Genomic DNA, 26,321 nt, shown 5'->3' with positions numbered 1-26,321 from the left:
TGAGCCTGAGATGAGAAAGCTCTCATCAACCGGGCAGCGTCTCCCCTCCGATCGGCGCCAGGATCTCGCCGGTGTAGTACGAGGAGAGCCGCTCCGCGGCGAAGAACACGTACGAGGGCGCGATCTCGTCGGGGTCGGCCGCCCGCTTCATCGGCACCTGCTTGCCGAACTCGTCCACCTTCTCCGGCGGGAACGTGGCGGGGATCAGCGGGGTCCAGACCGGGCCGGGCGCCACGGCGTTGACCCGGATGCCGCGTTCGACCAGGTTCTGCGCCATCGAGTAGGTGAAGGCGTTGATCGCGCCCTTGGTCGCGGCGTAGTCGATGAGCGTCTTGTTGCCGCGCAGCCCGTTGATGGACGAGGTGTTGATGATGGCGGCGCCTTCGCGCAGGTGCGGCAGCGCGGCCTTGGTCACCCGGTAGTAGCTGTGGATGTTGACCGCGAACGTGTGCTCCCACTGTTCGTCGGTCAGCTCGTCCAGGGAGTCGACCGGCGCCTGGTAGGCGACGTTGTTGACGACGATCTCCAGGCCGCCGAGCTCGGCCACCGTCCGTTCGACGGCCTGCAGGCACTGGTCGCGGTCGGCCAGGTCGCCGGGGATGAGCACGCAGCGCCGCCCGGCCTCCTCGACGAGTTTCCTGGTGTGGTTGGCGTCCTCGTGCTCGCTCAGATAGGCGATGGCGACGTCGGCGCCCTCCTTGGCGAAGGCCACGCAGACGGCCCGGCCGATGCCGGAGTCGCCCCCGGTGACCAGTGCGCGCTTGCCTTCCAGGAGGCCCCGGCCGGCGTAGCCGCGCATCTCGTCGCGCGGCTCGGGCGCCATCTGCCCGGTGTGGCCCGGGTACGGCTGCTCCTGCGCGGGTGGTGTGGAGTTCGGTTGTTCTGGCATGCCGACGCCTTGCCCCGGCCGGGGGCCGGTTAACGTCAGCGGGGGAACACGACCGTCTTGTGCCCGTCAAGAAGAACCCGCTGCTCGGCGTGCCATTTCACGGCTCTGGCCAGGGCCACGCACTCGACGTCGCGGCCGATGGCGGCCAGGTCTTCCGGCGAGTGGCTGTGGTTGACCCTGGCCACTTCCTGTTCGATGATCGGGCCTTCGTCGAGGTCGGAGGTGACGTAGTGGGCGGTCGCGCCGATCAGCTTGACGCCCCGGCTGTGCGCCTGGTGGTAGGGCCTGGCGCCCTTGAACGACGGCAGGAACGAGTGGTGGATGTTGATCGCCCGGCCGGTCAGCTTCGCGCACAGGCCCTCCGACAGCACCTGCATGTAGCGGGCCAGCACCACCAGGTCGACCTGGTAGTGCTCGACCAGGGCCAGCACCTCGGCCTCCTGCCTGGGCTTGGTGTCGGGGGTGACGGGCAGGTGGTGGTAGTCGATGCCGTGCGACTGGGTGAGCGGGCGCAGGTCGGGGTGGTTGGAGACGACGGCGGCGATCTCGATGTCGAGGCTGCCGGAGCGCACGCGGTAGAGCAGGTCGTTGAGGCAGTGGTCGAACCGGCTCACCATGATGAGCACGCGCGGCTTCCTGGCCGTGTCGCGGAGCTGGATCTGCATGCCGAACTCCGGAGCGAGCGCGGCGAACTCGGCGCGCACCTCGTCCTCCGGCAGCGTGGAGGTGAACTGCACCCGCATGAAGAACCGCGCCTGCTCCTGGTCGCCGAACTGCTGGCTCTCGGTGATGTTGCAGCCGTGCCGCGCCAGCAGGCCGGCGACGGCGGCCACGACTCCGGGCCGGTCCGGGCAGGACAGCGTGAGGACGTATTCGGCAGCGCTCATGGTGCGTCCGAGCCTACCGGGAGGCCCGGGTCGGCTGATCCAGCCGATCTTGGGTAGGTATTTGGACAATACGGACGTTTTCCACGAAAGGAGTGCGTGTGCCGCTCGACGCCGTGCTGCTGGTCGCGATCGCGGGCCTGTTCGCGGTCGTGACCGGGATGAACGACGGCGGGGCGCTGCTGGCCACCGGTCTCAAGCTGCCCACGGTCCGGCCCGTCACGGGCATCGTCACCCTCGTCGTCCTGGTGGCGGCGGTGCCGCTCGCGACGCATCAGGTGGCGCTGACGTTCGTGACGCGGCTGGCCACCTTCGACGGTCCCGGCGGCCGGATCGCCACCATCATCGCCGTGCTGAGCGCGCTGGCCGTGGTGCTGGTGCTGAGCGCCAAGGGCCGGCCGACCAGCCTCACGCTGGCCATCGTCGGCGGCCTCACCGGGGCGGGGCTCGGCTGGGGGCTGCCGGTCTCGGCCGGGTCGGTCGCGCTGGTGCTCGCCTTCGGCCTGGCCGCCCCGATCGTCGGCGGGCTGCTGGCGTGGGCGGTGACCGTGGTCCTGGTCAAGCTCACCACCGCGCGCGGCCTGTGGAACTGGCACCGGGCCGGCTTCCTGCTGCAGACCGTCGCCTACGCGGCCAACGACGGGCAGAAGATGCTCGCCGTCTTCATGATCGCGCTCGGCTTCTCGGACGCGCCGCTGCCGTACACGTCGCTGGTGGCCGTCCTGTTCGGCGTCGGGGCCCTGTACGGCCTGCCGAAGGCGGGACGTACGCTCAGCCGGGAGATCATCGCCTTCCGGCCGCTGCACGGCGTGTCGGCGGAGCTGTCGGCCGGGGCCGCGGTGCTGGGCTGCTCGGCCCTCGGCATGCCGGTGAGCATGACGCAGGCCATCGCCGGCGGGCTGATCGGCGCGGGTGTCAACCACGGCGGCGGCCGGGTCCGCTGGTACGCCGCGGTCAAGATCGTGATCGCGTGGCTGCTGACGCTGCCGGCCAGCGCGTTGCTGGCCGCCCTGGCGGCGTACGCGGGGAAGGGAGTTGCGGGGTGAGGCGGCTGCGCCGGATCCGGGACCTGCTCGCCGGACGCATGGACAGCGCGCTGTCGGACGCGCTGCTCGGTCAGCTGGAGGCGACCAAGGAGGGCGCCTGGCTGGCCATGGCGATGATCGGCGGCGAGGTGGGCAGGACGGGCGCGCACGAGCAGATGCGCTCGATCGAGCACCTCGGCGACGAGGAACGCCGCCGGCTGGTCGAGGAGCTCAAGTCGGCCCTGGTCACGCCCATCGACCGGGAGGACCTCTTCCGCCTTTCGCGCTCGATCGACGACGTGCTCGACTCGCTGCGCGACTTCGTCCGCGAGTCGCACCTGTATCAGGTGAAGGACCAGATCCGCTTCACGCCGCTGCTCGACCAGGTGATCGTCGGCATCGACGCGCTGGAGAACGCCGTGCGCGACCTGGTCTCCAGCCCGTCGGCCGTGGTCCAGGACGCGCTGGAGGCGAAGAAGACGGGCAGCGCGATCCGCCGGATGTACCAGTACGAGATCTCCCGTATCTTCTCCGGCGAGCTGACGGCCGAGGCCATGAAGGAGCGCGAGCTGGTACGCCGCCTGGAGATCGTCGGCATCGCGATCAGCGAGGCCGCCGACGCCATCGCCGACGGGGCCATGAAACGCTGACCCGATGGAACTCACCAGCGACCGCCCCGCCGCCCGGGTCGTCTGCCTCGACCGCGACGGCCGGGTGTTGTTGATGCACTGGTACGACAAGGTCAGCGGCGAGGACGTGTGGGAGCCGCCGGGCGGCGGGCTCGACCCGGGCGAGACGCCGCTGGAGGCGGCCAGGCGCGAGCTGACCGAGGAGACCGGGCTGCCCGGCTCGGCGGTGCTGGACCGGCATGTCGCGGTGGAGCGCGACTTCACCTGGCTGGGCGTGCGCTACGTCAAGACGGAGTCGTTCTTCCTGGCCCGCTTCGACGCCGCCCGGCCGGCGGTCGAGCCCGCCGAGCTCTCCGCGGAGGAGCGCGAGGCCTACCTCGGCCACAGCTGGGCCCGCGAGCTGCCCGACCGCGTCGACCCGCCCACCCTGGCCGAGGTCATCGCCGAGCTGGGTCAGGGCGCGTCGCGGTAGCCCAGCTCGGCCAGCGTCTCGGCCATCAGGGCCCGCAACAGCGGCCCCGACACCCGCTCGTGCTCGCCCTCCACCGGCTGCCCCTCGGCCACCCTGGCGTGGTAGGTCTCCCGCTCGTGCGCGTCGGTGTAGGGCTGGGCGGTGAGCGCGACCACGACCGTGGCCCGGGTGCCGCCGCTGGGCAGCACGGCCACGGCGTGGGTGCGCAGGCACGTCTCGTCCGGCTCGCCGAACCAGCCGCACTTGACCCCGGCCTCCGGCGCGTCCAGCACCTCGCGGGCGCCGAACGCCTGCGAGCCCTCGACCCGGCGCATCCACTCCAGCACGTCACCCGCGACCGGGTCGCCGGCCAGCGCCGCCTGGGCGAGCGCGGCGTAGGCCAGGGCGACCTCCTCGGCGGCCACCTCGACGGAGCCGAACCGCGACGGGTCGCCGTTGTGCATCGGCCAGGAGACGCCGGTGCGCTGGTAGATGTCGTCGAGGATGACCAGCGGCCCGACGGCCAGCCAGAGGCTGCGGGTGTCGGAGTTGGAGGAGATCACCACGGCCGGCTCGGCGTGGCGGCGCCAGCGTTCGGCGTCGGGGATGCGCCCGGCCGTCACCCACGCGTACAGCGGCTTGAGCAGCGAGGCGCAGCGCAGCCGGTGCTGCCCTGACCTGATGGCGACGGTGCGCGCGGGCGGGCCGCCGTGGCCCCTGCTGATGCCGGCCGCCTGGGCACCGGCTCCCGGTTGCAGATCATGTAGCAGCGCGTTGAAGCCCACCCGCCCACCGTAACGGCATTCCGGCGTCTGTCAGAGTGGCGCGCGCAGCCAGATCGCCATCAGGGCCAGCGGCACGAGCGCCAGCACGCCGAATCCGGTCAGCCGGCGCCACCTCGCGGCCAGGCCCGGCGTGGTGGCGAGCCCGGCCGCGCCGCCGGCGACCGCGAACGCCGCCACCGCGCTGATCGCCTGCGGCCAGGAGGCGCTCCACGACGGCAGCGCCTCACCGGCGAGCCTGAGCACCGCGAGCATCCAGGCCGCCTTCACCGCCACCCGGCGCCCGTTCGCCACGCCCACGTGGCCGAGCGCCCAGGCGGCCCCCGCCAGGACCCCGGCGGTGATGAGGACGAGCGTGGCGGTGGCGGGAAACAGGCACGGCCAGTCGCCGCAGGACATCCCGGTCCAGGCGAGCCGGATCGTGGCCCACCAGAGGAGCCCGAGTGCCGCGTACACCCCCGCTGACCGCCCGGTTCGTCCTGCCATGCGGCAATGATGTCACTGCGCGGCGCGCAGCTCGTCCGCCTCGGCCTCCGCCGTACGGCCCAGCGCGCGCAGTGCGACGGCGCGGTTCGCGTACAGGTCGGGCTGCGGCTCCAGCGTGATCGCCTGCGTCAGGTCGGCGACGGCCCCGATCAGGTCGCCGGCCTCGTAGCGGAGCACGCCCCGGTTCCCCCACGCGGCCGCCAGCCCGGGAGACAGGCCGATGGCCAGGTCCAGCGCCCGCCTGGCCTCCGGCAGCCGCCCGGCCGCCGTCTCCAGCTGGCCGAGCACCGTGAGCAGGTGCGGGCTGGCGGGCTCCAGCGCCAGCCCCGCCGTGACGTCGGCCCTGGCCTCCTCGTCGCGCTCCAGGGCGGCCAGCAGCCCGGCGCGGTTGATGTAGGCGTCCAGATAGGACGGGTCGAGGTCGATGACCCGGTCCAGATCGGCCAGCGCCCCCTCGGCGTCGCCCCGGCCGATCCGCAGCTCCGCCCGGTTGTAGTGCGCCTCCGGCAACGGCGGCCCCACCCGCAGCGCCGCCTCGTAGTCGGCCAGCGCCTCGGCGTCACGGCCCAGCTTGACCAGCAGGTTCCCGCGGTCGAGGTAGTAGTCGGGGAACATCGGGTCGATCGCGACGGCGGCGGCGTAGTCCTCCAGCGCCTCCTTGGCCCGGCCCATCGCCGCCAGCAGCTGCGCCCGGTTGGCCAGCAGCACCATGCGGTGCACCGGATGCCGCTCCCCCAGCTCGCGGGCCAGCTCGATGGCCGACTCCACCAGCTCCAGCGCCCGGTCGGGCCGTCCCAGCCTGAACTCGATCAGCGCCAGCCCGTTGCGGTCGAAGCCCAGCTTGAACGCCCGCTGCGCCGGGTCGGGCAGCAGCGTCGAGATGGCGATGGCCTCGTTGATCCACCCCCGGGCCCGCCCGAGGTCGCGCCGCGCGCCGTCCGGGTCACGGGCGTCCAGCATGGCCAGCCCGTACGCGCAGGCCGCGTGCACGGCGGGGTCCCGGCTGGAGCGGCGGGCCTGCTCCCACAGCGCCCGAGCCTCCTCCCGCCGCCCGAGCCCGCCGAGCGCGGTCGCGGCCCGCTGCGCGAACCGCCACCACCGCTCGCCACCCGGCTCGGTCAGCGCCAGGCCGCGCTCGGCGAGCTCCGCCACCGCCGGCAGGAACCCCTCCTGTACGCAACGGTCCACGAGCTTCCAGAGCTCGCCGGCGTCACGGGTGTCGGCAGGCGGCTCGGGCCCGCCGGAGTAGAGGGTGATCGCCAGGGTGGACGCCGGGACGCGGCGCATCAGCACGTCGATCAGTTCGGCGTCGGTGGGGTCGGCCTGGTCGCCGTTGCACACGGCCAGCGTGCTGCCGGGCGGCACGGCCGTACGGACGAACTCGGCGATGCCGTTGGCCAGCCGGAGCGTACGGCGGGGGGCGGGCACCAGGATGCGCTCGTCGTCGGGCAGGCCGGCGTCCACGGTCACCCGCCTGGCGGGGACGAGATGCCGCACCTCGGGCGCGACCGCCCTGATCTCGATGTCGTAGGAGGCCACCAGGCCGGCGGACCGTTCCAAAACGGCCGGGACGAGGTGGGCCAGCAAGGCCGCTCCCACCGTGTAAGGACCGCGCGGCCGCCGATGCCCGTCGATCATCGGCATCAGCGGCCGCGCCTCTGGAGTGCGGGCGGGCGGACCGCCCTGGACCTTGAGGTGGGACCTGTCCTCGATCACCCCTTGTGAATGACGCTGGAGGTCCCGCCTAGCCGCGCGGTTCCGGGCTTGCGGACGGCGATGCGCTTCATGGTGCACCTCCACTGGGGGTTAATTCTATTATTCGGACACTCCAGCGATTATCAAGATTAACGGTGAATAAGTGCGAGACTAATTGACAGAAGCGCCTGCTATTTTGTGGTGATATGTGCCCTATTGGGGCCGAAACCAGCCAGGCAATGAGGGTGAAGATCCCTTTTCCTCGGACTCCGCCATCAGGTCGCACAGGCATCGTCCCAGCAGCGTCACCGATTGACAGCACCCCGGGGTCGAAAGGTTCTTGGAACGCACGATCAGCGTCGCCCGTTCGATCAGCCGCTCCAGGCTGGGTTCCCGGACACCCTTCATGGAATGCTCGTTCCATGGGCATTTCCCGGTGTCCGCGCACGCGCTCTTGGCGAGCACCGGGGTGACGGCGCCGGTCAGGTTCAGCGGGTCGCCGCGTTTGACCTTGAGCTCGCCCAGCACCCGCGAGGCCCGCCGCGACACCACGAGCAGGCGGCGGCGTTCGGCGGCGGACTCGTCGACCGCGCCGGACGACGGCACCGCGAGCAGCATCGAGGCCGCCATCAGCCCGCCGCCCACCACCATGCTCCAGCCGAGCTGCTCCTGGAACCAGATGACCGCGATCGCCGACACCCAGAACGGCTGCGACGACATCAGCACCGCACCGGCCACCGCCGGCACGTGCGCCTGGCCGTACGAGCGAGCCAGGAACCCCAGCGCGCAGGAGATCACGGACAGGTGCGCGAGCACCGCCCAGTCGGGCACGGTCGCCGGCAGCGAGATCCCGTCGCGCACCGCCAGCACCCCGGTCAGCGCCCCGATGGAGCCGAGCTGGATGACGGTCAGCGCGTAGGCGTTGAAGGTCTCGCCCTTCCTGGACAGCCGCGCCAGCATCAGGGTGTGGCCGGAATACAGGGCCGCCGCCGAGAGCGTCACGCCGAGCGCCAGCATCTCGACCGGGTGGTCCTCCGACCCGCGCAGCAGCGTGAACACGGTCATCCCGGCCAGCGCCAGCACCACCCCGATCCAGACCCGCACCGGCACCCGTACCCGGAACAACGCCAGCGCCATCAGCGGCGTGATCACCACGTTGCACCCGACGGCGAACCCGGAGACCGACGCGGACAGGTTGTCCAGCGCCACCGCCTGCGCGGCCTGCCCGACCCCGAACATGACCCCCAGGACGATCCCGTTGACCCACGTCCCCCGCGACAGCCCGCGCAGGCAGCGGGGCCGGATGAGCAGCAGAGTGATGGCCGCCAGCGAGTAGCGCTCGGCGAGCAGATCCTCCACCGGTAACCGCTCGATGAGATCCTTCATCAGCGGGAACGCCGACCCCCAAGCGGCGCTGACGAACAACAGAAGCACGGCTCCCGTAAGGGGGCGGGGAGCGGGCACGACTGCCATGGCAGGAAGCATGCCACTACGATTCGCAGCCGCCGGGGCACGGACGGCGTCTGGTGAGGCTCCTCTACCACCTGGAGTGAAGACCCTCACTCAAAGGACCGGACAACCTTATCCTCTGGCCCGACCGAAACACCGATTCCCCCCATATCGCAGCGCCCCTCCAGCCTCCCGCGGGAGAAGGGGAATCGGGCACGCGTCGAGCCCGGCGACAGGCGTGGGCCGTCGCACGGACAGGGAGGAAAGGGACCGGAGCTAGAGCTCTACGGTGGCCGGGACGAGGCGCTTCTCACCGTAGACGACGGTGAGCGGGCCGATTTGGCGGCGGGAGGTCTCGCGCCAGCCCTGGCGCGCGTACAGGGCCAGGGCCGCGCCCTGGTTGAGGGTCGTGTCGCCGCGCAGGCAGCGGAAGCCGAGCTCCACGGCCCGGGCTTCGAGCGCCGACAGCATCGCGGCGCCGAAGCCGCACCGCTGGTGCGCCGGGTGGACACGGAGCCGGCACACCTCGGCCGTCTCGGTGTCGACGGGTTTGAGGCCGCCCATGGCGACCACGCGCGAGCCCGTCTCGCCGACGAGGAAGTCACCCCCGCACGCCAGGTAGAGCTCCTGGATGCGGGGGAAGTCGTCGTCGTAGTAGACGCCGTCACCCGGGGTCAGGCCCACCTCGGCGAGGCAGATCTGGTGCAGGGTGAGGATGGTGTCGAGGTCAGACCAGCGGTAGCGGCGTATGCGGAGGTTCATGCACCGCCACTCCCTTCTCCCTGAAGCAGGTGCTGCGACCGCAGCTGCTCCCGATAGGCGGGCAGCATCGGGTGGTTGGGCTGCTTGGCGATGATCGCCTGTTCGAGCGCCAGCGCCGGCCGCATGATGAAGTCGGTACGGTATTCGGGCCCGAGCAGCCTCAGCGCCTCGATGCCGACGGTCAGCGCGTCGTCGAGGTCGCCCTCGATGAGACGGCACTGCGCCCGGTCGAACCTGATGAGCGTCTGGTCGAGGATGTGGTCCTGATACTTGTCCAGCGCCTGGTCGAGCACGACCTCGGCTTCGAGGGTCTGGCCGAGCTTGGTCAGCACGTCGCCCTGGTAGAAGTAGAGCTGCTTCTCGGTGTAGCCGAAGGCCATGTCTTCCTGGTCGTTGGTCTTCATGTGGGCGAAGGCGTTGCGGGCCCGGGCCAGCGCCCGTTTGGCCTGGTCGACGACCTCCTTCTTGCTGTCGGTCCCCGACAGCATGGCCAGTGCCCTGGCCTCGACGACCGGCGCCATGGCCTGGGCGGCGCACGGTGTCTGGCCGGCCAGGTCGCGGCTCTTCTTGGCCAGGTTGAGCGCCTCGCGGGCGTCGCCGTAGTAGAGCGGGACGAGCGCTTCGCGGGCGGTCACCCAGGCGCGCAGGGCGCGGTCGCCGGTCTCGTCGGCGGCGGTGCGCCCGGTGCGGAAGAACGAGCGGGCGAGCCGGTGGTCGCCGAGGTTGATCATGATCATGCCGCTCAGCCCGGACAGCTGCGCGGCCATGCGGCACAGGCGCTCCTGGAGGTCGATCGGCTGGCGCCGGGACATGGCGTTGCGTACGGCGCTCAGCTCCAGCAGCACGTCGCACAGCAGCCTGAGCGGAGCCGTGGTGGTGTATTGCCGGCCGAACGCGAGCGTCGCCTCCTCCCACTGGTCGAGCATGGCGGGCGAGACGGTGGCCGACACGAGCGTGTAGTCCATCCGCCGCCGGATGCCTTCACAGGCGCCGAGCACCGGCCCGTCGAGCTGGGCCTGCCCCGGATTGCTGGACAGAAGCTGTAAAAGGGTGCGCCGGAGGATGTTCTCATCCTCTTCGCTGTCGCTGCTCCTGTCCGGGTGGGCCGAGGGCTTCGGCAGGTCGGGCGGCACGGCCAGGGCGGCGCCGTGCCGGCCCTCCAGGTCGAGGGGGACCGTGCCGGGCATCCGGTGGTTGTGACCGCAGATGCACGGCCCCTCGTAGCCGAGCGCGGCGGGCTCCACCCGGTAGACGGTGCACAGGTAGTGAAGGTATTCGGGGCCGGGGCGCTTCAGCCCGCTCTCGTAGGCGGACAGCAGCGTCTCGCCGATGCCGGGCGCCGCCTTGTCGTCACGCTGGAACAGCGCCCTGATCTGTTCGATGACGTCGGCGAGCGCGATGCCGCACGCCAGGCGCTGCGCCTTGACCCGGGTGGTGCCGTACTGGGAGCTGGTCGCCTCGTAGATCTCTTCAGCGATCTGGGCTGCGGTGCGGCCGACGGCAAGGCCCTTGGCCCTGATCCGCCGCGCCATCTCCGTTTCCCCATGCTGTCTGCCGGACATCCCGGCCCCTCTCACGCTGAGTCCTGACCGGCTTACAGCCTAGTCACTGTGAGTAGCGTCTAGGTTGCAGTCCGCCTAACCATGACTATGGACTATCCATGACAGGTTGAAAACGTTCCTCTGAAGCTTACGGTTAAGAATCGTCCTACCGCGGACTGTTTCTTACATCCCCCGAGTGAGAAGGCAACTCCCTGTGAGCAGGGGGACGCGTTGCGCCGCCCGCCACCATGAGTCATCTTTGGCGCACCGGCAGCGGAATTACAGGGAGGGACGAAAGGTGGGGGACGACAACTTCGGGCATTTGGAGCGTTTGGTGTCCGAGCTCGACGCCCGCGGCATGCTCGCGCGAGTGGTCAGAACACAGAGCGGACGCGTTTTCGTCCGAGTGATCAATCCGAATGCGACAAGCCTGTCCGAGAACGTCACCTGTCGACCGGCGCAGGCCGCCGACCTTCCGGACTGGTGGTACTGCTGGTCCTGGGGCGAGCGGATGCACACCGTCGACGATCCGGCCGGCGCGGCGACCAAGGTCGCCCGCGTGCTCGCCGCGGTGGGCGAATGACAGGGCGGTGATCCGGGTGGAGCGCAGCCACCACGGTTCACCGCGCCCACCGCGGCTTCGCGGAGCCGGCGGGGCGGCCGGTGCGGAGGGTCCCCGGCCACGGGGACCTCTGGCCGCCCCGCCGGTTCCGGCCCATCACAGAGAGTGACCAGACCCCGTCCGCCCGGCTCGCCAGGCGGACGTTCGGGGACCCCCTCCCCGGAAACGGAACGCGACGCGCTTCCGGGTGCGCGTCACGTCCGAGCCGTCCGTCATCGGAGCGTCAGGCACCGCCCTCCGCGGCCCAGGTGCCCGGCGACCCCGTCTTCCCCGGCGTGATGTGACGGCGGCCGGTTCGGTCGGCGGTATCTTTTGGGGCGAAACGGCCCAATGCCGCCGACCGAACCGCTTCCAAGGAGGACCTGTCCGTGTTCTTGCTGGCTTCACCGTCGCCGAGCGCGACCCCGGAGTCGACTGGACTACCCGATCTCGAGAAAGTGGGTAGCCAGATGGCGGACATCTGCAAAGCAGACACGTTCCTCTGCAGCGCCCTGGTCAACTGGTTCGAGAACGCCACCTGGGCGCCGTTCGTGGCCAGCGCGATCACCATCCTGCTGATCCTGGTGATCGGCTTCGTCATCCGCAACATCGCGCACCGGCTGATCACCAGGGTCGTCAACCGGGCCGCCACCCGGAGCTCGCTCGCCAGCCGCTTCCGGCGCGGGGCCGCCCCCGAGGGCATCGACGCCCTGCTGCACGAGCGCCGCAGGCAGCGTGCCGAGACCATGGGCTCGGTGCTCAAGCACGTCGCCACCATCGTCATCATCGGCACCACCTTGCTGACCGTGCTGGACCGGCTGACGATCCCCATCGCGCCCCTGCTCACCAGCGTCGGCATCCTGGGCGTGGCCATCGGCTTCGGCGCCCAGGAGCTGGTCAAGGACTTCATCGCGGGCATGTTCATGCTGCTGGAGGACCAGTACGGGGTCGGCGACGTGATCGACGCGGGCGCCGCGGTGGGCACGGTCGAGGCGGTCACCCTGCGCGTCACCCGGCTGCGGGACGCCGACGGCCGCGTCTGGTACGTGCGCAACGGCACCATCACCCGGGTCGGCAACGAGTCGCAGGGCTGGTCGCGCGCCTACATGGACGTCCCGGTCGGCTACGCCAGCGACATCACCACCGTCCGGCTGGTCCTGGAGCAGGTGGCCGAGGAGATCTGGGCCGACTCCGAGTTCCGCGAGTCGATGATCGTGGAGCCGCCGGAGGTGTTCGGCGTGGAGCAGCTGTCCGACAGCACGCTGGTCTTCCGCCTGTCGGCCAAGACGCTGCCCTCCCACCAGGCTCAGGTGGCGCGGGAGCTGAGGGTGCGGGTCAAGTCGGCGCTCGACGCCGCGGACATCGCCATGGTCCCCAACGCATAGGCTGGAGACGTGACTGAGATCTCCTTCTACGAGGCCGTCGGCGGTGAGGAGACGTTCCGGCGTCTCGTCCATCGTTTCTACGAAGGGGTGACCGACGACCCGCTCCTGCGTCCCCTCTACCCGGAGGAAGACCTCACGGGTGCCGAGGAGCGGTTGCGCGGCTTCCTGATCCAGTACTGGGGCGGTCCCAACACCTACAGCCAGGAGCGCGGGCACCCTCGGCTGCGGATGCGGCACGTGCCGTTCGTGATCGGCGAGGCCGAGCGTGACGCCTGGCTCAGGCACATGCGCGACGCCGTCGACTCGCTGGAGCTGACCGAGGAGCAGGACAAGCGCCTGTGGGACTACCTCGTCTACGCCGCGCAGAGCCTGGTGAACTCGCCGACATAGCGGGCATGACACGCCACATGGATATCCCCTGGTGGCGTGATGCCGTCGTCTATGAGATCTACGTCCGCAGCTTCGCCGACGCCTCGGGAGACGGCGTCGGCGATCTCGCCGGGGCGCGCGAGCGCCTGACGCACCTGAAGGAGCTGGGCGTCGACGCCGTCTGGCTCACCCCCTTCTACACCTCCCCCATGGCCGACGGCGGCTACGACGTGGCCGACTACCGCGACGTCGATCCGCTGTTCGGCTCGCTGGCCGACTTCGACGCGCTGGTGGCCGACGCGCACGCGCTCGGGCTGCGGGTGCTGGTCGACATCGTGCCCAACCACAGCTCCGACGAGCACCCGTGGTTCCGGGCGGCGCTGCGCGGCGAGGGCCGCGACCGCTACATCTTCCGCGACCGGCCCAACAACTGGCAGTCCACCTTCAGCGGCCCGGCGTGGACGAAGCTGCCGGACGGCATGTGGTACCTGCACCTGTTCGCCCCCGGCCAGCCGGACTTCAACTGGCGCAACCCCGAGGTGCGCGCGGAGTTCCTGGACATCCTGCGGTTCTGGCTGGACCGGGGGGTCGACGGGTTCCGGATCGACGTGGCGATGGGGCTGTTCAAGGCCGAGGGGCTGCCGGACGTCAAGGACCAGTCGTTCATGTCGGATTCGCCGGTGTGGGGCCGGCCCGAGGTGCACGGCGTCTACCGGGAGTGGCGCGAGCTGCTCGACACCTACCCGGGCGAGCGGATGGCCGTGGGCGAGGTGTGGACCGACAGCCCGGAGGACCTGGCGCTGTACGTGCGGCCGGACGAGCTGCACCAGAGCTTCAACTTCGCCTGGCTCCAGGCGCCCTGGTCGGCGACGGCCTTCAGGAAGGTCATCGACGACACGCTGGCGACGGTCCCGTTCGCCACCTGGGTGCTGTCCAACCATGACGTGGTCCGGCACGTCACTCGCTATGAGGCCGCCGATCCCGGCACCGGCCTTTCCAGGGCGAAAGCCGCATTGCTCACCATGCTCGCGCTGCCCGGGTCGGCATATCTCTACCAGGGGGAGGAACTCGGCCTCCCCCAGGTGGAGGATCTTCCACCGGAGGCGCGGCAGGACCCGGTGTTCGTCCAGTCCAAGGGCGAGCTGCCGGGCCGCGACGGCTGCCGGGTCCCGATCCCCTGGTCCCCCGGCGGCGACTCCTACGGCTTCTCCCCCGGCGGCGTGCGGCCGTGGCTGCCGCAGCCGGGCTCGTTCGGGGCGCTCAGCGTGGCGAGCCAGACCGGCGACCCGGCTTCGACGCTGGAGTTCTACCGGCGCGCCCTGGCCTGCCGCCGTGAGCTGATCCGCACGATCCCGTACGAGCTGGAGTGGCTCCCCTCGGACGCGGACACGCTGGTGTTCGCGCGCGGCCCGCTGGTGTGCGCGGTCAACTGCGGCACCGGGCCGGTACGGTTGCCGCCGCACGAGAGCGTGCTGCTGGCCACCGGCCCGGCCGAGGACGGCCTGCTGCCTCCGGACCACGCGGTCTGGTTGCAGCGCCCGGTCACGTAACGCCCTTCTTCTCGTCGCGTACCGGGATCACGGGCACCGACAGCAGCGCGCACACGAGCCCGGCCGCGAACGCCGCCCAGTAGCCGGAGACCGTGATCAGCAGCCCGGCCAGCGGCGCCACGGCCAGGACGACCACGTTCTGGACGGTGTTGTGCAGGCCCAGCACGCGGCCGGCCGCCGCGGGCCCGGCGAGCTCGCCCGCCTTGAGGTAGGCGAGCCCGTTGCCCGCGACGGTGATCACCGCGCCGGCCGCCAGCGCGCCCGCGGCGAGCCAGGACCTGGCGAAGGTGGCCGCCACCAGCAGGGCCAGCACGGCGAGGGTGGCGAAGGTGAGCAACCGCAGCGGCGCCATCCGCAACCCGCTCACGTCGGACCAGCGGCCCACGGCGACCCTGGTGACGGCCCCGCCGATGGCCGCGAAGCCGAACAGCTGCCCCGCGTCCACCCCGCCCCAGCCGTAGAGGTTGACCAGGCAGGCCACGCCGTACGTGCCGACGATCACCTGCGGCACCGCGTGCAGCGCGCTGGTGGCGTGCACGCGCCAGAGCGCCGGCTGGCTGTACGGCGAGCCGGCGGGCACGGCGACGACCCGGGCCGGGTTGTGCGGCGGCTCGGCCAGGAAGAGCGCGGCCAGGACGGCGGCCAGCAGGCAGACGCCCGCGCAGACCACGAGCACGCCGGAGATCCCGTGGGCCCGGGCCACGGGCGGCAGCAGGAACGCGGCGACGGCCATGCCGAGCGTGTAGGACACCTGGCGCACGCCCATGGCGACGCCGCGTTCCGGCGGCTGGAACCAGCGCAGCACGATCCGCCCGCCGCCGACCAGCGCGGCGCACCCCGCGGCCCCGGCCAGCGCGAGCAGCACGACCACGGCCCAGGTCCGCTCGACGAGGGAGACGGCGAAGAACAGCAGCCCGGCCAGCCCGACGCCGACGCCCAGCACGAGCCGCTCGCCGTGCCGGTCGGCCAGCCACCCCCAGGCCACCAGCGCGAACAGGACGCCGATGCCCGGCGCGTTGCCGATGATGCCGGCGACCGCCAGCGACACGCCGAAATGCTGCTGGATGTCTGGGATGACCAGTGGCAGGCCGGACAGGCCCAGGGTGACACCGGCGTGCGCGTTGACGCCGAGGCCCAGCATCAGCCAGCGTCGCCGGTGCGGCTCGCTCAAGCGAAGCGCTTGAGGTAGGCCAGCTCGTCGGGGGTGAGCCGGCGCGGGGCCTCGCGCTCCACGTCGTAGGCGACGAGCACCGAGGCGGCGGTCACGTAGAGGCCCTCGTCGTCGCGGATCTCGTAGCTGAGCGTGAAGCGCACCGGCCTGATCTCGGTGACCCAGGTCTCCACGCGGACGGGTTCGGCGCGGTAGCCGAGCGGACGGCGGTAGTCGATCTCGTGGCGGGACACGACCAGGCCCTTGAACGGCACCTCGCCCGCCTTGAACGGGTCGACGTGCAACATCCCCCAGCGGGCGTCCTCCAGGTAGTCGAGGAAACGGACATTGTTCACATGTCCTTGTGAGTCGATGTCCGCGAATCTCACCATGCGAGGGAAGACGTGCCGCTGTGCGAGGGAGTGTTGAACCACGGGACAAACGCTACCGGTTCGGTGCGCGAGCTCTGTTGGGGCCTACCATTTCTAGATTTGGTTACTAGAATTTTGTTCGCATCGTCTGCGAAGGAGCGAGGAGACACATGAGCGGGATCGTCGACGGCCGCGTGGTGATCGTCACGGGCGCGGCCAGGGGCATCGGGCGCGGCCACGCGCTGGAGTTCGCCAAGCAGGGGGCCAAGGTGGTGGTCAACGACCTGGGCGCGGAGGTGGACGGGACCGGCTCGTCCGGCGCCGCCGCCGAGGTCGTCGCGGAGATCGAGGCCATGGGCGGGGAGGCGATCGTCAACGGCGAGGACGTCTCGGACTTCGACGGCGCCGAGCGGCTGGTCCGGGCGGCCGTCGAGCGTTTCGGCGACCTGCACGTGCTGGTCAACAACGCCGGCATCCTGCGTGACCGGATGCTGGTCAACATGTCGGCCGAGGAGTGGGACGCGGTCATCCGGGTGCACCTGCGGGGCACGTTCGCGCCGCTGCGGCACGCGGCCGCCTACTGGCGGGGCAAGGCCAAGGCGGGCGAGGCGGTCGACGCCCGGATCATCAACACCACCTCCTCGTCCGGCATCTACGGCAACCCCGGCCAGGGCAACTACGGCGCGGCCAAGGCGGGCATCGCCGGGCTCACCGTGATCGCGGCCAGGGAACTGGAGCGGTACGGCGTCACGGTGAACGCGATCGCCCCAGCCGCGCTGACCCGCATGACCGAGGGCCTCATCCCGAGCGGCGCCAACGCCGACCCCGACGACATCGCGCCGCTGGTGGTGTGGCTGGGGAGCGCGGAGGCGCGCGGCATCACCGGCCGGGTGTTCAACGTGCGCGCCGGGGTCATCAGCGTGGCCGAGGGCTGGCACGCGGGCCCGGCGGTGGACAACGGCGGCCGCTGGGACCCGGCGGCGCTCGGCGAGGTCATCCCCGCCCTGGTCGACAAGGCCGCGCCGAACGCGCTGACCAACGGCCAGATCCCCGGACGGGAGGCCTGACATGCCGCTCGACCACTCCGTCATCGGCGTCGAGAGCGCGCCCCACGAGCGGACCTGGACCGCGAAGGACACCATGCTGTACGCGCTCGGCGTCGGCTCGGGGACGGACGAGCCGGCGTTCGCCACGGAGAAGGGCCAGCGGGTGCTGCCCACGTTCGCGGTGCTCGCGGCACAGGCTCCGGGGCGGCGGCTCGGCGACTACAACCCCGCCATGCTGGTCCACGCCGAGCAGTCCTTCGAGCTGCACCGCGAGCTGCCGCCGGCGGGCGGGGTCCGTACCACCTCGAAGGTCACCGGGATCTACGACAAGGGGTCGGGCGCGCTGGTGACCACCGAGGCGCTGGCCGTCGACCCGGAGAGCGGCGAGCCGGTCGTCACCAGCCGCAGCGCCGTCTTCATCAGGGGCGAGGGCGGCTTCGGCGGCGAGCGGGGACCCCGCGAGGAGTGGGCGGCGCCGGACCGGGCGCCCGACCACAAGGTGACCTACCCGACGAGGCCGGACCAGGCGCTGCTCTACCGGCTGTCCGGCGACTACAACCCGCTGCACTCCGATCCGGAGTTCGCCGCGCCGGCCGGGTTCGACCGGCCGATCCTGCACGGGCTGTGCACGTACGGGGTCACCGGGCGGGCGCTGCTGCACGCGGTGGCGGGATCGGACCCGGCGCGGTTCCGCGCCATGTCGGGGCGGTTCAGCAGCCCGGTCTTCCCGGGTGAGTCGCTGACCGTGTCGATCTGGGTGGACGGCTCCGCGGTGCTGTTCCGCACGGCGAAGGACGACGGGACCGTGGTGATCGACCGGGGTCGCGCGGAGGTCAGCCCAGAGGCTTGAGCGGGTCGAGGCGGCGGATGAGCGCCATCGCCGCCTCGGCCACCTCGCGCGCCTCCTCCTCGGTGTCGCTGGTGGCGACCTCGCGGGCGGCCTCGCCGATGATGCTCGTCAGCACCGCGACGGTGAACCTGTCGAGCGGGTCGCCGCCGGCGCCGAGCAGCACGGCGTTCTGCCGCACCCACTCGCGTCCCCGGGTGCGGCGGATCAGCTCGAAGCCGGGCGGGCCGTCGCCGTCGATGAAGAGCCTGACCAGGTCGCGCCGTTCCCAGGCGCCGTCGAGGTAGGCGCGGGCGCCGGCGATGAGCAGCTCGACCGGGTCGGCGACGCCGGACTGCTTGGCGCGTGACACGCTGGTGGCCGACGCCTGCTCGTGCGCGGCCTGGTGGTCCTCGTAGAGGGCCAGGAACAGCTCGGTCTTGCCGCCGAAGTGGTGGTAGAGGCTGCCGACGCTGGATCCGGCGCGGGCCACCACCTCCGAGACGTTGGCCTCGGCGAAGCCGTGCTCGCCGAACACCTCGCGCGCCGCCTGCAACATGCTCTTGCGTGTCTGGGCGGTGCGGCTCCACTCCCAGGAGGACTTGCGTGCCATGGAGGACATCGTACTCCGCCAAATTCTAGAATCTTATTCTTGACACGCCGCCGCCCACGTTGGAATCTCTTCCTAGAGGACCATTCTAAAAATGGAGGCGGCGTGGACTTCTCGCTCAGCACCGAGGAACGGCAGATCAGGGACACCGTGCGGGCCTTCGTCGAGAAGGAGGTCATGCCGCTGGAGCCCGAGGTCCTGCGCAACGAGCGTGCCGGGCAGCCCGGGGTCCCCGCCGACGTGCTGCGCGAGCTGCGGCTCAAGGCCAAGCGGATGGGCTTCTGGGGGATCAACACGCCCGAGGAGTACGGCGGGGCCGCGCTCGGCCCGATCATGTCCGCGATCATCGCCATGGAGATGGGCCGCACGTTCGTGCCGTTCACCTTCGGCGGCAGCGCCGACAACATCCTGTACGCGGGCAACGAGGAGCAGAAGCGGCGCTACCTGATCCCGACCATCGAGGGCGAGCGGCGCTCGTGCTTCGCCATCACCGAGCCCGGCGCCGGCTCCGACGCCCGCAACATCCGCACCCGCGCCGTGCGCGACGGCTCCGAATGGCTGATCAGCGGCGAGAAGACGTTCATCACCGGCGGCAGCGAGGCCGACTTCGTCATGGTGTTCGCCGTGACCGAGCCGTACGGGGTGACCTGCTTCCTGGTCGACCGCGACATGGGCTGGAAGTCCGAGCCGATCCCGACGATGGGCGAGTGGGGGCCGGCCTCCCTCGTGTTCGAGGACGTACGGGTGCCGGAGGAGAACATCCTGGGTGAGCTGGGCAAGGGGTTCGAGCTGGCCATGGAGTGGATCGGGCAGGGCCGGTACATGATCCCCGCCCGGGCCATCGGATCGGCCGAGCGGATGCTGGGCATGGCCGTGGACTACGCCAAGATCCGCAAGTCGATGGGCCAGGCGATCTCCGAGTATCAGGCGATCCAGTGGATGATCGCCGACTCCCAGGTGGAGATCGAGGCGGCCAAGTGGCTCACGCTGTACGCCGCGTGGCAGGTGCAGGAGGGCATGGACGCCCGGCACGCCTCCTCGATCGCCAAGCTCAACGGGGCCGTGATGGCCAACCAGGTCGTCGACCGGGTGCTGCAGATCCACGGCGGCATGGGCTACACCAAGGAGCTGCCGATCGAGCGGTGGTACCGGGAGCTGCGGCTGCTGCGCATCTTCGAGGGCACCGACGAGATCCAGCGCCGCACGATCGCCCGCAACCTGCTCAAGGGCCACGCCCGGCTCGGCGCCATCGGCGAGTGACGGCGCCGAGCCCGAGGGCTCAGGGCCTCTTGTACGTGGCCGCCGGGCCGCAGTAGCTGATCCCGATCGGGGTGTCGCTGTAGCGGCACACCCGCACGACCACGCGGTCGATCGCGGTGACCCCGGCCGGGTCGGCGAGCGCGAAGCTGAAGGCGATCTTCTGGTCGTCCGCCTTGACGGACTCGGAGTGGACCACGCCGGTGCCGTTGTAGGCCGTGAAGGACGCCCTGGAGTACATGTCGTCCGCGCGGCAGACCGAGAGGGGCCCGGAGTCGGACAGTGAGCCGTCCACGCGGACGACCGGCTTGACCACCGGGCCCTCCACCCAGTCCAGCACCCCTTCGGTGACCCCGTGCGGGCAGGAGTCACCGGAGTCGGCGTAGAACTTCACCGCGGCCCGGGCGTCCGCGTGGGCCGTCGCGGGCTGAACCACCAGCAGAGCGGCGGCCAGCACCGCCCATGCACGTGCACGCATGGCATCGACCTTCCGTGTGAGGGGATGATCCGCGCCCCCATCGTGAACGAAAGATCGATGCCCGGCCAGCGATTCAGGGCAGCCGGTTGGCCAGCACCAGCGTGGCGGCCGAGGCGAACATGCCGCCGTTGCCCAGCACCACGCTCACCTCCACGCCCGGCACCTGCGCGGCAGCCTCGCCGCGTAGCTGCCTGACCGCTTCCTGGATGGCGAACATCCCGTACATCCCGGTATGGGTGTACGACAGCCCGCCGCCGTTCGTGTTGAGCGGGAGGCGGCCGCCCGGCGAGGTGTGCCCCTCGGCGATGAACGCGCCCGCCTCGCCCCGCTTGACGAACCCGAGGTCCTCCAGGCCGTAGATCGGCACGTGCGCGAACGCGTCGTACACCATCAGGTGGTCCACGTCGTCGTGCGAGATCCCCGCCTCGGCGAACGCCGCCTCGCCCGACAGCCGGAACCCCTTGGATGTGGTGAAGTCCTCCATCTGGGAGATCATCGGCGCGTCCATGGCCTCACCCGCGCCCAGCAGGTGCACCGGGTCGCGCCGCGAGCGCTCCTGCGACGTGACGATCAGCGCCCCGCCGCCGTCGGTCACCAGGCAGCACTCCAGCAGGTGGAACGGGTAGGCGACGAGCCGCGAGGCCAGCACGTCGTCCACGGTGATCAGGTCCCGGTACATCGCCCGCGGGTTCAGGTGCGCCCAGCGCCGCTGCGCCACGGCCACCTCGGCGAGCTGCTCGTGGGTGAGCCCGGTCTCCTTCATGTAGCGCAGCGCCGTCAGCGTGAACGACGACGGCGGCCCCACCACCCCGTACGGCAGCTCGAACTGTCCCATGAGCGAGTCGGAGCCCAGCCCGAACCGCCCGGCCCCGATCCGCGACCGGCCCGACTCGCCGTGCGTGATCAGCACCGTGGTGCACAGCCCGGCCCGGATGGCCGCCGCGGCGTGCCGTACGTGGAACAGGAACGACGAGCCGCCCACGCCGGTGCCGTCGAGCCACGACGGCGTGATCCCGAGCGCGTGCGCGACCTGGATCGGGCCGGGCGTGCCGACGGTGGCGATGCCGTCGATGTCGTCCTTGGTCATGCCCGCGTCGGCGAGCGTGTTGCGGGCCGCTTCCAGGTGCAGGGACAGGGTAGAGTGCTGGGGCAGCCGCCCGACCTCGTCGGTCTCGGCGGCGCCGGCGATGACGATGTTTGCGGTGTTCCCGGTGTTCGTGGTCTTCGTGGTGTTCCCGGTGTTCACGCGGCGCCTCCGGCGGGCTCGAACAGCGGCACGTGCACTTCGCCGCGCCGCTCGAAGACGACCTTCAGGTCCAGGTCGAGCGGCAGGTTCTCGGGGGTGATCTCGATGTTGACGATGTTCGTCATCATCCGCACCCCCTCCTCCAGCTCCACCACCGCGATCGCGTACGGGCCGCCCTCCTCGAAGCCGGGGGCGGGGCGGTGGTTGATCACGTAGGAGTAGAGGCTGGCCCGCCCGCTGGCCCGCACCCATTCGACGGTTCCGGAGCCGCAGTGCGGGCAGCTCGGGCGGGGGTAGAAGTAGTGCCGCTCGCAGGTCAGGCAGCGCTGGATCCTGAGCTCGCCGGCCGCCGTGCCGTCCCAGAACGGTTGAGTGTCCGGAGTGGGCTTCGGTACCGCCTTCATGGGGGTCCCCAATCTCATCGGATTTAGAACCCCATTCTAGATTTTAGTTCTGCCCAGACTCAAGGGCTCGGCACGCCGTTCCCGTTCCTGCCGGCCCCGGCGAGCACCTCCTCCAGCGTCGGCCGCGGCTCGCCGTCGGAGCGCGGCCCCGGCTGGGCGAGCTGGATCAGCACCCCGTGGGCCTCCTTCGGGTGCAGGAACACCTCGCGCCACCGCGGGTCGGACACGTTCAGCCCGTGCAGCCGGTAGCCCCGGCCGGTGAGGCGAGCGACGGCCGCGTCGAGGTCGCTGACGTGGAAGTTCAGGTGATGCACGCCGCCCCGGCCACGGGTGAGCTCGAAGAAGCTGTCGAAGAACGTGGACCCGGCCAGCGGCTCCATCAGCTCGACCTTGCTGCCGTTGGCATAGGTCAGCTGGAAGGTCCGGTAACCGCTCACCCGGTTGTCCCCGCCGCCGCCCAGATGCGTGCCGCCCAGCAGGTCGCGGTAGATGGGCAGCAGGTCCCTGATGCGCGGCGCGGCCACAGCCGTGTGGTCGAACGCCACCTCGATACCGTCGAGCTCCAGGTCCATGCGGACTCCCTTCGGGCTTGGGGTTCGGCTTCGAGCGAATCCTAGAACCTCATTCTAGTCATGCCCGTGCCGCCCCGCACGAACCCCCATCCGCGCGGTAGGGATCTTCCCCTTCGCCGACGCCCGCCCCGCCCGGAAGGGGCGGGAGGGTCGGAAGGACCGGACGGGCCAGAAGGACCGGAAAGGGGCCGGAAACGCCGCACGGCAGGCCCATGCGGACCTGCCGTGCGGAAGACGTCACCCGATCACTCGCGGTGGAGCTTGCGATAGGTCACCCGGTGCGGACGGGCCGCGTCGGCGCCGAGGCGCTCGATCTTGTTCTTCTCGTAGTCGGCGAAGTTGCCCTCGAACCAGAACCAGTTGGACCCCTCCTCCCACGCCAGGATGTGGGTGGCGATCCGGTCGAGGAACCACCGGTCGTGCGAGGTGATGACCGCGCAGCCCGGGAACTCGAGCAGCGCGTTCTCGAGCGACGACAGCGTCTCGGTGTCGAGGTCGTTGGTGGGCTCGTCCAGCAGCAGCACGTTGCCGCCCTGCTTGAGGGTGAGCGCCAGGTTGAGCCGGTTGCGCTCGCCACCCGACAGGACGCCGGCCTTCTTCTGCTGGTCGGGCCCCCTGAACCCGAACGCGGCGATGTAGGCGCGCGACGGCATCTCGACGTTGCCGACCTTGATGTGATCGAGCCCGTCGGAGACGACCTCCCACACGTTCTTGTTCGACTCGATGCCGCCCCGGCTCTGGTCGGCGTAGGAGATCTTGACGGTGTCGCCGACGACGATCGAGCCGTCGTCAGGCGTCTCACTGCCGGTGATCATGCGGAACAGCGTCGTCTTGCCCACGCCGTTGGGGCCGATGATGCCGACGATGCCGTTACGCGGCAGGTCGAACGTCAGGCCCTCCATGAGCAGCCGGTCGCCGAAGCCCTTGGTGAGAACGTCCGCCTTGATCACCGTGGTGCCCAGGCGGGGGCCCGGCGGGATCTGGATCTCGTCGAAGTCGAGCTTGCGATGCTTGTCGGCCTCGGCCGCCATCTCCTCGTAGCGCTGGAGCCGGGCCTTGCTCTTGGTCTGGCGGGCCTTCGGGTTGGAGCGCACCCAGTCGAGCTCGTCCTCCAGGCGCTTCTTGCGCTTCACGTCCTTCTGGCCCTCGACCTTGAGCCGCGCGGCCTTGGCCTCCAGATAGGTGGAGTAGTTGCCTTCGTAGACGTAGGCGCGGCCCCGGTCGAGCTCCAGGATCCAGCCGGCGACGTTGTCGAGGAAGTAGCGGTCGTGGGTGACGGCCAGCACGGTGCCCGCGTACTTCTCCAGGTGCTGCTCCAGCCACTGGACACTCTCGGCGTCGAGGTGGTTGGTGGGCTCGTCGAGCAGCAGCAGGTCGGGCGCCTCCAGCAGCAGCTTGCACAGCGCGACCCGGCGGCGCTCACCACCGGACAGCTTCGACACGTCGGCGTCGGGCGGCGGGCAGCGCAGCGCGTCCATCGCCTGCTCTAGCTGGCTGTCGAGGTCCCAGGCGTTGCGGTGCTCAAGCTGCTCCTGCAGCTTGCCCATCTCCTCCAGCAACTCGTCGCTGTAGTCGGTGGCCATCTGCTCGGCGATGTCGTTGTAGCGCTGGAGCATCGCCATCGTCTCGGCGACGCCTTCCTGCACGTTGCCGAGGACGGTCTTCTCCTCGTTGAGCGGCGGCTCCTGCTGGAGCATCCCCACCGTGAAGCCCGGCATCAGCTTGGCGTCACCGTTGGACGGCTGGTCCAGACCGGCCATCATCCGGAGCAGCGTCGACTTCCCGGTGCCGTTCGGCCCCAGGACACCGATCTTGGCTCCGGGCAGGAACGACAGCGTGACGTCGTCAAGGACAACCTTGTCGCCGTGCGCCTTGCGCACGCGCTGCATCGTGTAGATGTACTCCGGCATGCCATCTAGCTTAGGGGCTCCGGCCCCGCGCTTCCGCCGCCCAGCACCCCGCACCCACCGCCCGTCCCCGACACCCACCGCCCACACGTCGGCTCACATCCGCCCATTGCCTCGGCTACGTCCGACCCCACACGTCGGCTCACATCCGCCCGTTGCCTCGGCTCACGTCCGCCCCGCGCTGGCCGACGCGGGATCCCGGCCCCGCGGGTTCGGTACGGACCGATCCCCTCGAGTGACCGGCAGCCCGGCGAGCTCCCGGCGCGCGAACCCGCACGGGAACGCCCCAGGCAGTCCGCAACCTTCCAAAGCAGTCCGTAGCCCCTCGGGCAGTCTGCAACCCTCCCCAGGAGGTCCGTAACCCCTCAGGCCGACGTCTCCCCTGGCAGCCGGGGCCGAGGAGGCGCGGCCGGGATGCACACGCGGTTTCTCCCCAGCTCCTTGGCCCGGTAGAGGGCGAGGTCGGCGGCCGCCAGCAGATCGATCAGATCGTCACCGTGCACGTTCATGAGCGCCACCCCCGCCGAGATGGTCACGGTGATGAGCGCCTCGTCAACGGGAACGGCCATGTGACCGATGCGGGTGCGCAGGCGCTCGGCGACCCGACGAGCCTCCTGCAGGTCGGCGCGCGGCAACAGGACGACGAACTCCTCACCGCCGAACCGCCCCACCACGTCGTAGTCGCGCAACTGACTGCGCAACATCCCCGCCACACCGATCAGCACCTGGTCGCCCACGAGGTGCCCATGAGCGTCGTTCACCCGTTTGAAATGGTCGATGTCGACGATGAGCAGCGCCAGCGTCTCACCGGTGCGCCGGGCCCGGACGATCTCGGTGTCGGCCTCCCGCTGCCAGGCGGCGGCGTTGAGCAGCCCCGTCTTGGGATCGGTACGCGCCGCCGCCTGCAGCTGGGCGTGCAGAAGGCTGCGCTGAAGCAGGACGACCGGCGGCAGGGCGAGCACGAGCAGGGCGAGGTTGAGCCCGCAGGCTATGGCCACGATGACGCCCAGGCACAGCTCCACGACGTCGAGCAGGGCGCTCTCCCGATCCCACAGAACCTCACGCCAGCGCGAGTCGGGATTGGCGGTGTGCGCGGCGACGGCCACCAGCCCGGTGTTGAGCAGCGCGAACACGAGCGCCGCCACCACCGCGAACAGGATCGCGCTACCGCTCCCCCGCGACAGCATCAGCGGGTCGGGCACGAGCCGCTGGTACGTCAGGGACGCCGCGCCGCCCGCCAGCCCGATCGCCGCCGAGCTCAGCACCCGCCGATGCAGCACGGTCGCGCGGACCCGCACCTGCAGCAGCGTCTGCAGCAGGATCGGCGCCAGCAGCGCGTAGAGCGGCGGCAGCAGCAGCGCGACCGGCAGCCACCACGCCGACAGCAGGTCACGCGAGACGCCGGCGGGCATGCCGAGCCGCCTGGTCGCCTCGATGCACACCGCCCCGCAACTCATCAGCGCGGCGAAGGTCAGCACATCGTGCCGGCGAATCGTGGTGGAGGCGGCGAACAACACCATCGCCGCGAGGTCGAGCAGGACGATGACGCTGACATAGGCCACGAGCGTCCGCCCCTGGCTGAGCAGCGGCCACCGGCCGGCCAGCGTCGACACACCGCCGCGAGGCTTCGTCGAGGTGTGACTGGTCGCCGCCATCTCGTCTCCTCCCTGACTAACGATGTGTAACACAATAGTTGCGGAGTGTGCGATGTGCGAAGGGAAACGATACGTTGGGCGGAGCGACCACATACGTGATGTGGTCAGCAGGGGACACCGCTCAGTCCGCGAGCAACCGTTCGGAAAGGAGCACTCATCGTGCGGGGCGTAATCTGGACCTGATAGATGCCCTAGCCAGCTTCCGGGCAGCACCCATCGGCCGCCCCCTGGTGCGTGAACACCACGCTCGGCCGATGCCCCCTCCGCCCGCTCTCCCCTCATCCCAGGTCCCGCACACAGC

General features: G+C 70.7%; 27 protein-coding genes. 10 read left to right on the top strand and 17 right to left on the bottom strand.

The annotated features are described in order from the left end of the window. Positions 1-25 precede the first annotated feature (25 nt). Positions 26-889, bottom strand: a complete 864-nt coding sequence (locus ADY59_RS28540) for an SDR family oxidoreductase (RefSeq protein ID WP_049568153.1) — start codon at positions 887-889, stop codon at positions 26-28. 35 nt (positions 890-924) lie between these two features. Continuing rightward, positions 925-1,776 carry a formyltetrahydrofolate deformylase gene (purU, locus tag ADY59_RS28535; protein ID WP_049568151.1) on the bottom strand — a complete coding sequence of 284 codons (852 nt, stop codon included), beginning with the start codon at positions 1,774-1,776 and terminating at the stop codon, positions 925-927. A gap of 98 nt (positions 1,777-1,874) precedes the next feature. On the opposite strand from purU, the gene ADY59_RS28530 reads away from it, so the two are divergent. The 3 genes from ADY59_RS28530 to ADY59_RS28520 are packed head-to-tail and all read left to right on the top strand — an operon-like array spanning position 1,875 to position 3,899. After that, the gene (locus tag ADY59_RS28530; RefSeq protein ID WP_231618932.1) at positions 1,875-2,819 is read left to right on the top strand and encodes an inorganic phosphate transporter; all 945 of its coding nucleotides are present in this window, start codon (positions 1,875-1,877) and stop codon (positions 2,817-2,819) included. Further along, positions 2,816-3,448, top strand: coding sequence for a DUF47 domain-containing protein (locus ADY59_RS28525; RefSeq protein ID WP_049568150.1), 633 nt, complete (start codon positions 2,816-2,818; stop codon positions 3,446-3,448). Before ADY59_RS28530 ends, ADY59_RS28525 begins: the two co-directional genes overlap by 4 nt. A gap of 4 nt (positions 3,449-3,452) precedes the next feature. Continuing rightward, positions 3,453-3,899: an NUDIX hydrolase gene (locus tag ADY59_RS28520; RefSeq protein WP_049568147.1), complete on the top strand. Its 447-nt coding sequence runs from the start codon at positions 3,453-3,455 to the stop codon at positions 3,897-3,899. Here ADY59_RS28520 and ADY59_RS28515 read toward each other — a convergent pair. The 6 genes from ADY59_RS28515 to ADY59_RS28490 all read right to left on the bottom strand — a co-directional run bounded on the left by ADY59_RS28515 (position 3,881) and on the right by ADY59_RS28490 (position 10,584). Continuing rightward, positions 3,881-4,663, bottom strand: coding sequence for a hypothetical protein (locus tag ADY59_RS28515; protein WP_049568145.1), 783 nt, complete (start codon positions 4,661-4,663; stop codon positions 3,881-3,883). The two genes, ADY59_RS28520 and ADY59_RS28515, sit on opposite strands and share 19 nt — an antisense overlap. 30 nt (positions 4,664-4,693) lie before the next feature. After that, positions 4,694-5,146, bottom strand: a complete 453-nt coding sequence (locus ADY59_RS28510; protein ID WP_156325793.1) for a hypothetical protein — start codon at positions 5,144-5,146, stop codon at positions 4,694-4,696. 12 nt (positions 5,147-5,158) lie between these two features. After that, the gene (locus ADY59_RS28505; protein ID WP_231618931.1) at positions 5,159-6,862 is read right to left on the bottom strand and encodes a tetratricopeptide repeat protein; all 1,704 of its coding nucleotides are present in this window, start codon (positions 6,860-6,862) and stop codon (positions 5,159-5,161) included. 192 nt (positions 6,863-7,054) lie between these two features. Continuing rightward, complete coding sequence (locus tag ADY59_RS28500) at positions 7,055-8,275, bottom strand: DMT family transporter (protein WP_197093908.1); 1,221 nt, start codon at positions 8,273-8,275, stop codon at positions 7,055-7,057. 291 nt (positions 8,276-8,566) lie between these two features. After that, positions 8,567-9,052 (bottom strand): GNAT family N-acetyltransferase, encoded by a 486-nt coding sequence (locus ADY59_RS28495; protein WP_049568137.1) that lies wholly within the window; start codon positions 9,050-9,052, stop codon positions 8,567-8,569. After that, complete coding sequence (locus ADY59_RS28490) at positions 9,049-10,584, bottom strand: XRE family transcriptional regulator (RefSeq protein ID WP_231618930.1); 1,536 nt, start codon at positions 10,582-10,584, stop codon at positions 9,049-9,051. Before ADY59_RS28490 ends, ADY59_RS28495 begins: the two co-directional genes overlap by 4 nt. Positions 10,585-10,927: 343 nt before the next feature. Here ADY59_RS28490 and ADY59_RS28485 point away from each other — a divergent pair, with 343 nt between their 5' ends. The 4 genes from ADY59_RS28485 to ADY59_RS28470 all read left to right on the top strand — a co-directional run bounded on the left by ADY59_RS28485 (position 10,928) and on the right by ADY59_RS28470 (position 14,498). Next, entirely contained in the window at positions 10,928-11,176 is a 249-nt protein-coding gene (locus ADY59_RS28485; RefSeq protein WP_231618929.1) for a hypothetical protein, read from the top strand. Positions 11,177-11,664: 488 nt separating this feature from the next. Then, complete coding sequence (locus ADY59_RS28480) at positions 11,665-12,579, top strand: mechanosensitive ion channel family protein (RefSeq protein WP_231618928.1); 915 nt, start codon at positions 11,665-11,667, stop codon at positions 12,577-12,579. A 9-nt stretch (positions 12,580-12,588) separates the two neighbouring features. After that, on the top strand, positions 12,589-12,969 hold the full coding sequence (locus tag ADY59_RS28475) for a globin (RefSeq protein ID WP_049568121.1): 381 nt from the start codon (positions 12,589-12,591) through the stop codon (positions 12,967-12,969). A 17-nt stretch (positions 12,970-12,986) separates the two neighbouring features. After that, positions 12,987-14,498, top strand: coding sequence for a glycoside hydrolase family 13 protein (locus ADY59_RS28470; RefSeq protein WP_049568118.1), 1,512 nt, complete (start codon positions 12,987-12,989; stop codon positions 14,496-14,498). Here ADY59_RS28470 and ADY59_RS28465 read toward each other — a convergent pair. Continuing rightward, complete coding sequence (locus ADY59_RS28465; RefSeq protein WP_156325792.1) at positions 14,491-15,669, bottom strand: MFS transporter; 1,179 nt, start codon at positions 15,667-15,669, stop codon at positions 14,491-14,493. The two genes, ADY59_RS28470 and ADY59_RS28465, sit on opposite strands and share 8 nt — an antisense overlap. Then, positions 15,666-16,040 carry an acyl-CoA thioesterase gene (locus ADY59_RS28460; protein ID WP_049568111.1) on the bottom strand — a complete coding sequence of 125 codons (375 nt, stop codon included), beginning with the start codon at positions 16,038-16,040 and terminating at the stop codon, positions 15,666-15,668. Before ADY59_RS28460 ends, ADY59_RS28465 begins: the two co-directional genes overlap by 4 nt. Before the next feature lie 149 nt (positions 16,041-16,189). Between ADY59_RS28460 and ADY59_RS28455 the strand changes: the two genes are divergently transcribed. Further along, a complete protein-coding gene (locus ADY59_RS28455; RefSeq protein ID WP_049568108.1) occupies positions 16,190-17,086 on the top strand; it encodes an SDR family oxidoreductase in 897 nt (298 codons plus the stop codon). Position 17,087: 1 nt separating this feature from the next. Further along, positions 17,088-17,915: a MaoC family dehydratase gene (locus tag ADY59_RS28450; protein WP_049568104.1), complete on the top strand. Its 828-nt coding sequence runs from the start codon at positions 17,088-17,090 to the stop codon at positions 17,913-17,915. On the opposite strand, the gene ADY59_RS28445 is transcribed toward ADY59_RS28450, so the two are convergent. Next, a complete protein-coding gene (locus ADY59_RS28445) occupies positions 17,899-18,504 on the bottom strand; it encodes a TetR/AcrR family transcriptional regulator (RefSeq protein WP_049568102.1) in 606 nt (201 codons plus the stop codon). The two genes, ADY59_RS28450 and ADY59_RS28445, sit on opposite strands and share 17 nt — an antisense overlap. A gap of 102 nt (positions 18,505-18,606) precedes the next feature. On the opposite strand from ADY59_RS28445, the gene ADY59_RS28440 reads away from it, so the two are divergent. Next, a complete protein-coding gene (locus tag ADY59_RS28440) occupies positions 18,607-19,761 on the top strand; it encodes an acyl-CoA dehydrogenase family protein (RefSeq protein WP_049568099.1) in 1,155 nt (384 codons plus the stop codon). Positions 19,762-19,780: 19 nt separating this feature from the next. Here the strand turns inward: ADY59_RS28440 and ADY59_RS28435 are convergent, their stop codons facing one another. The 6 genes from ADY59_RS28435 to ADY59_RS28410 form a co-directional block, all read right to left on the bottom strand. Beyond that, positions 19,781-20,236, bottom strand: coding sequence for a hypothetical protein (locus ADY59_RS28435; RefSeq protein ID WP_156325791.1), 456 nt, complete (start codon positions 20,234-20,236; stop codon positions 19,781-19,783). Positions 20,237-20,309: 73 nt separating this feature from the next. Continuing rightward, positions 20,310-21,482 carry a thiolase C-terminal domain-containing protein gene (locus ADY59_RS28430; RefSeq protein WP_197093907.1) on the bottom strand — a complete coding sequence of 391 codons (1,173 nt, stop codon included), beginning with the start codon at positions 21,480-21,482 and terminating at the stop codon, positions 20,310-20,312. Further along, the gene (locus ADY59_RS28425) at positions 21,479-21,886 is read right to left on the bottom strand and encodes a Zn-ribbon domain-containing OB-fold protein (RefSeq protein WP_156325790.1); all 408 of its coding nucleotides are present in this window, start codon (positions 21,884-21,886) and stop codon (positions 21,479-21,481) included. Before ADY59_RS28425 ends, ADY59_RS28430 begins: the two co-directional genes overlap by 4 nt. Positions 21,887-21,945: 59 nt before the next feature. Continuing rightward, positions 21,946-22,458, bottom strand: a complete 513-nt coding sequence (locus tag ADY59_RS28420; protein ID WP_049568091.1) for a VOC family protein — start codon at positions 22,456-22,458, stop codon at positions 21,946-21,948. A gap of 245 nt (positions 22,459-22,703) precedes the next feature. Then, a complete protein-coding gene (gene ettA, locus ADY59_RS28415) occupies positions 22,704-24,368 on the bottom strand; it encodes an energy-dependent translational throttle protein EttA (RefSeq protein WP_049568088.1) in 1,665 nt (554 codons plus the stop codon). 362 nt (positions 24,369-24,730) lie between these two features. Next, positions 24,731-26,020 carry a GGDEF domain-containing protein gene (locus ADY59_RS28410; RefSeq protein WP_049568085.1) on the bottom strand — a complete coding sequence of 430 codons (1,290 nt, stop codon included), beginning with the start codon at positions 26,018-26,020 and terminating at the stop codon, positions 24,731-24,733. Between the last annotated feature and the right edge of the window lie 301 nt (positions 26,021-26,321).

This window comes from Nonomuraea sp. SBT364 (genome assembly GCF_001083785.1).
Taxonomy (GTDB): Bacteria; Actinomycetota; Actinomycetes; order Streptosporangiales; family Streptosporangiaceae; genus Nonomuraea.
This window is presented reverse-complemented; position numbering and strand designations above follow the sequence as displayed.

Bases quoted from the DNA above. Each gene is read 5' to 3' on its own strand.
- ADY59_RS28540 (WP_049568153.1), bottom strand. From the start codon at position 889: ATGCCAGAACAACCGAACTCCACACCACCCGCGCAGGAGCAGCCGTAC.
- purU (WP_049568151.1), bottom strand. From the start codon at position 1,776: ATGAGCGCTGCCGAATACGTCCTCACGCTGTCCTGCCCGGACCGGCCC.
- ADY59_RS28520 (WP_049568147.1), top strand. From the start codon at position 3,453: ATGGAACTCACCAGCGACCGCCCCGCCGCCCGGGTCGTCTGCCTCGAC.
- ADY59_RS28510 (WP_156325793.1), bottom strand. From the start codon at position 5,146: ATGGCAGGACGAACCGGGCGGTCAGCGGGGGTGTACGCGGCACTCGGG.
- ADY59_RS28495 (WP_049568137.1), bottom strand. From the start codon at position 9,052: ATGAACCTCCGCATACGCCGCTACCGCTGGTCTGACCTCGACACCATC.
- ADY59_RS28490 (WP_231618930.1), bottom strand. From the start codon at position 10,584: ATGGCGCGGCGGATCAGGGCCAAGGGCCTTGCCGTCGGCCGCACCGCA.
- ADY59_RS28480 (WP_231618928.1), top strand. From the start codon at position 11,665: ATGGCGGACATCTGCAAAGCAGACACGTTCCTCTGCAGCGCCCTGGTC.
- ADY59_RS28470 (WP_049568118.1), top strand. From the start codon at position 12,987: ATGGATATCCCCTGGTGGCGTGATGCCGTCGTCTATGAGATCTACGTC.
- ADY59_RS28460 (WP_049568111.1), bottom strand. From the start codon at position 16,040: ATGGTGAGATTCGCGGACATCGACTCACAAGGACATGTGAACAATGTC.
- ADY59_RS28455 (WP_049568108.1), top strand. From the start codon at position 16,190: ATGAGCGGGATCGTCGACGGCCGCGTGGTGATCGTCACGGGCGCGGCC.
- ADY59_RS28450 (WP_049568104.1), top strand. From the start codon at position 17,088: ATGCCGCTCGACCACTCCGTCATCGGCGTCGAGAGCGCGCCCCACGAG.
- ADY59_RS28445 (WP_049568102.1), bottom strand. From the start codon at position 18,504: ATGGCACGCAAGTCCTCCTGGGAGTGGAGCCGCACCGCCCAGACACGC.
- ADY59_RS28435 (WP_156325791.1), bottom strand. From the start codon at position 20,236: ATGCGTGCACGTGCATGGGCGGTGCTGGCCGCCGCTCTGCTGGTGGTT.
- ADY59_RS28425 (WP_156325790.1), bottom strand. From the start codon at position 21,886: ATGAAGGCGGTACCGAAGCCCACTCCGGACACTCAACCGTTCTGGGAC.
- ADY59_RS28420 (WP_049568091.1), bottom strand. From the start codon at position 22,458: ATGGACCTGGAGCTCGACGGTATCGAGGTGGCGTTCGACCACACGGCT.
- ettA (WP_049568088.1), bottom strand. From the start codon at position 24,368: ATGCCGGAGTACATCTACACGATGCAGCGCGTGCGCAAGGCGCACGGC.
- ADY59_RS28410 (WP_049568085.1), bottom strand. From the start codon at position 26,020: ATGGCGGCGACCAGTCACACCTCGACGAAGCCTCGCGGCGGTGTGTCG.